Origin of the sequence: Veillonella sp. 3913 (genome assembly GCF_003992235.1) — a bacterium.
Classification (GTDB): Bacteria; Bacillota; Negativicutes; order Veillonellales; family Veillonellaceae; genus F0422.
The window spans coordinates 1-3,245 of record NZ_RQVF01000011.1 but is presented as its reverse complement, the minus strand read 5'-3'; the positions used below and the strand labels follow the sequence as shown (position 1 = coordinate 3,245).

Genomic DNA, 3,245 nt, shown 5'->3' with positions numbered 1-3,245 from the left:
TTAATCAGCAACTTCCTATCCTCCCAGGCCGTTTCCAGCCAAGTACTTTCGGCGTTTACGAGCTTAACTACTGTGTTCGGGATGGGAACAGGTGGTTCCTCGTAGCCATCGTCACTGAATTTGTCAGGGTGTTCCCTGAAAACTACATAGAAAGATAATATATTAACTTACAAGTTTATTCTTTAAGTAAAGCCCTCGATCTATTAGTACCAGTCAGCTCCATGCCTTGCAGCACTTCCACACCTGGCCTATCAACCATGTCGTCTACATGGGATCTTACTAGCTTATGCTATGAGAAACCTCATCTCAAGGCTGGTTTCACGCTTAGATGCTTTCAGCGTTTATCCGTCCCGAACGTAGCTACCCAACTGTACCCTTGGCAGGATAATTGGTACACCAGCGGTTCGTCCACTCCGGTCCTCTCGTACTAGGAGCAGCCCCCTTCAAGTTTCTTTCGCCCGCGATGGATAGGGACCGAACTGTCTCACGACGTTCTGAACCCAGCTCACGTACCACTTTAATCGGCGAACAGCCGAACCCTTGGGACCTACTTCAGCCCCAGGATGTGATGAGCCGACATCGAGGTGCCAAACCTCCCCGTCGATATGGACTCTTGGGAGAGATTAGCCTGTTATCCCCAGGGTAGCTTTTATCCGTTGAGCGATGGCCCTTCCACTCGGCACCACCGGATCACTAAGCCCGACTTTCGTCCCTGCTCGACTTGTTGGTCTCGCAGTCAAGCTCCCTTCTGCCTTTACACTCTTCGAGCGATTTCCGTCCGCTCTGAGGGAACCTTTGGGCGCCTCCGTTACTCTTTAGGAGGCGACCGCCCCAGTCAAACTGTCCACCTAGGACTGTCCGGAAGGTCGTTACTCTTCCCGTTAGATTTCAATTAATCAAAGGGTGGTATCCCAACAGCGACTCCACTAAGACTAGCGCCCTAGCTTCTACGTCTCCCACCTATCCTGTACATTCATTAACTAAAATCAATCCTAAGTTACAGTAAAGCTCCATGGGGTCTTTCTGTCCAGTCGCGGGTAACCTGCATCTTCACAGGTACTTCAATTTCACCGGGTCCCTCGTTGAGACAGTGCGCAAGTCGTTACACCTTTCGTGCGGGTCGGAACTTACCCGACAAGGAATTTCGCTACCTTAGGACCGTTATAGTTACGGCCGCCGTTTACTGGGGCTTCAATTCAGAGCTTCGGATTACTCCTAACCCCTCCTCTTAACCTTCCAGCACCGGGCAGGTGTCAGCACCTATACGTCAGCTTTCGCTTTAGCAGGCACCTGTGTTTGTGGTAAACAGTCGCTTGCGCCTCTCTTGTGCCACCCATTCATGCTAGAGCCGTTACAAGCTTTCACACTACATGGGTCATCCTTTTCCCGAAGTTACGGATGCATTTTGCCGAGTTCCTTAACGAGGGTTTTCCCGCGCACCTTAGGATTCTCTCCCCGCCTACCTGTGTCGGTTTTGGTACGGGTAGTATGTCTCTACCTAGAAGCTTTTCTCGGCAACTTAGGATCAATTACTTCGCTCTTATGAGCTCGTCATCACGCCTCAGCTTTTAGAGTAACGGATTTACCTATCACTCAACCTACACGCTTAAACATGCACTTCCAATCGCATGCTAACCTACCTGTTTGCGTCACTCCATCGATCAAACAATTCATACTAGTACAGGAATTTCAACCTGTTGTCCATCGCCTATGCTTTTCCGCCTCGGCTTAGGTCCCGACTTACCCTGAGACGACGATCGTTGCTCAGGAACCCTTAGGCTTTCGGTGGAAAGGATTCTCACCTTTCTTTTCGCTACTCATACCGGCATTCTCACTTCTTACCAGTCCACAGCTCCTTCCGGTACTGCTTCAATCCAATAAGAACGCTCCCCTACCCAATGGTATTGCTACCATTGCCACGACTTCGGCTCTGCATTTTAGCCCCGGACATTTTCGGCGCAGAGTCTCTCGACCAGTGAGCTATTACGCACTCTTTAAATGGTGGCTGCTTCTAAGCCAACATCCTGGTTGTTTTGGAAACTCCACATCCTTTGCCACTTAATGCAGCATTGGGGGCCTTAGTCGGTGGTCTGGGCTGTTTCCCTCTTGACTATGGGCCTTATCACTCATAGTCTGACTCCCATGTATAAGTATAGCCATTCGTAGTTTGACTAGGTTCGGTACCCGGTGTGGGCCCTAGCCCGATCAGAGCTCTACCGCCTATACTCTTTACCATGAGGCTAGCCCTAAAGCTATTTCGGGGAGAACCAGCTATCTCCGTGTTCGATTGGCATTTCACCCCTATCCACAACTCATCCCAAAGCTTTTCAACGCTCACGAGTTCGGTCCTCCACACAATTTTACCTGTGCTTCAACCTGGCCATGGATAGATCACTACGGTTTCGGGTCTACTACCACTAACTCCTCGCCCTATTCAGACTCGCTTTCGCTTCGGCTCCACGTTTTCCGCTTAACCTCGCTAGTGACAGTAACTCGCCGGTTCATTCTTCAATAGGCACGCCGTCGACCTGCAATTATACGGTCTTCGACTGTTTGTAGACATACGGTTTCAGGTTCTCTTTCACTCCCCTCCCGGGGTGCTTTTCACCTTTCCCTCACGGTACTATGCGCTATCGGTCCATACTGGTATTTTGCCTTGGAGGGTGGTCCCCCCTGCTTCCCACAAGGTTTCACGTGTCTCGTGGTACTCTGGATACTGCTCCACATATGCAGGATTTCGACTACAGGGCTTTCACCTTCTTCGGCCGACCGTTCCAAGTCGGTTCGTCTATCCCATTTATGCTTGTTAGCAGTCCTCAACCCCGGTCTGGCGAACCAGTCCGGTTTGGGCTCTTCCCCGTTCGCTCGCCGCTACTAAGAGAATCTCGTTTGATTACTTTTCCTCTGGGTACTTAGATGTTTCAGTTCCCCAGGTGCCCTCCTCATACTCTTTGGTATGGGTGACAGAGCTTTACTCTGCCGGGTTCCCCCATTCGGATATCTACGGGTCAATGGTCGCTTGCACCTCTCCGTAGCTTTTCGCAGCTTACCGCGTCCTTCTTCGGCCAGTATAGCCAAGGCATCCACCGTATGCCCTTACTATCTTTACTTGATAGTGACATATGGTTATGTCTTTTGCTTTAGAGTCATCCTTTCGGATGCTCTCACCTTATAAGTTAATTTAGAGAATCTATGTGCTTGGTCTAACCCTTAGAGTCAACTCTAAGAGACCAAATCATAAATTA

2 rRNA genes are annotated in these 3,245 nt (G+C 50.0%); both read right to left on the bottom strand.

What is annotated here, in order from left to right:
- Window positions 1-2 precede the first annotated feature (2 nt).
- A 5S ribosomal RNA gene (rrf, locus tag EO113_RS08025) occupies window positions 3-119 on the bottom strand.
- 64 nt (window positions 120-183) lie between these two features.
- Window positions 184-3,110: ribosomal RNA gene (locus EO113_RS08020) — 23S ribosomal RNA — on the bottom strand.
- Window positions 3,111-3,245 lie beyond the last annotated feature (135 nt).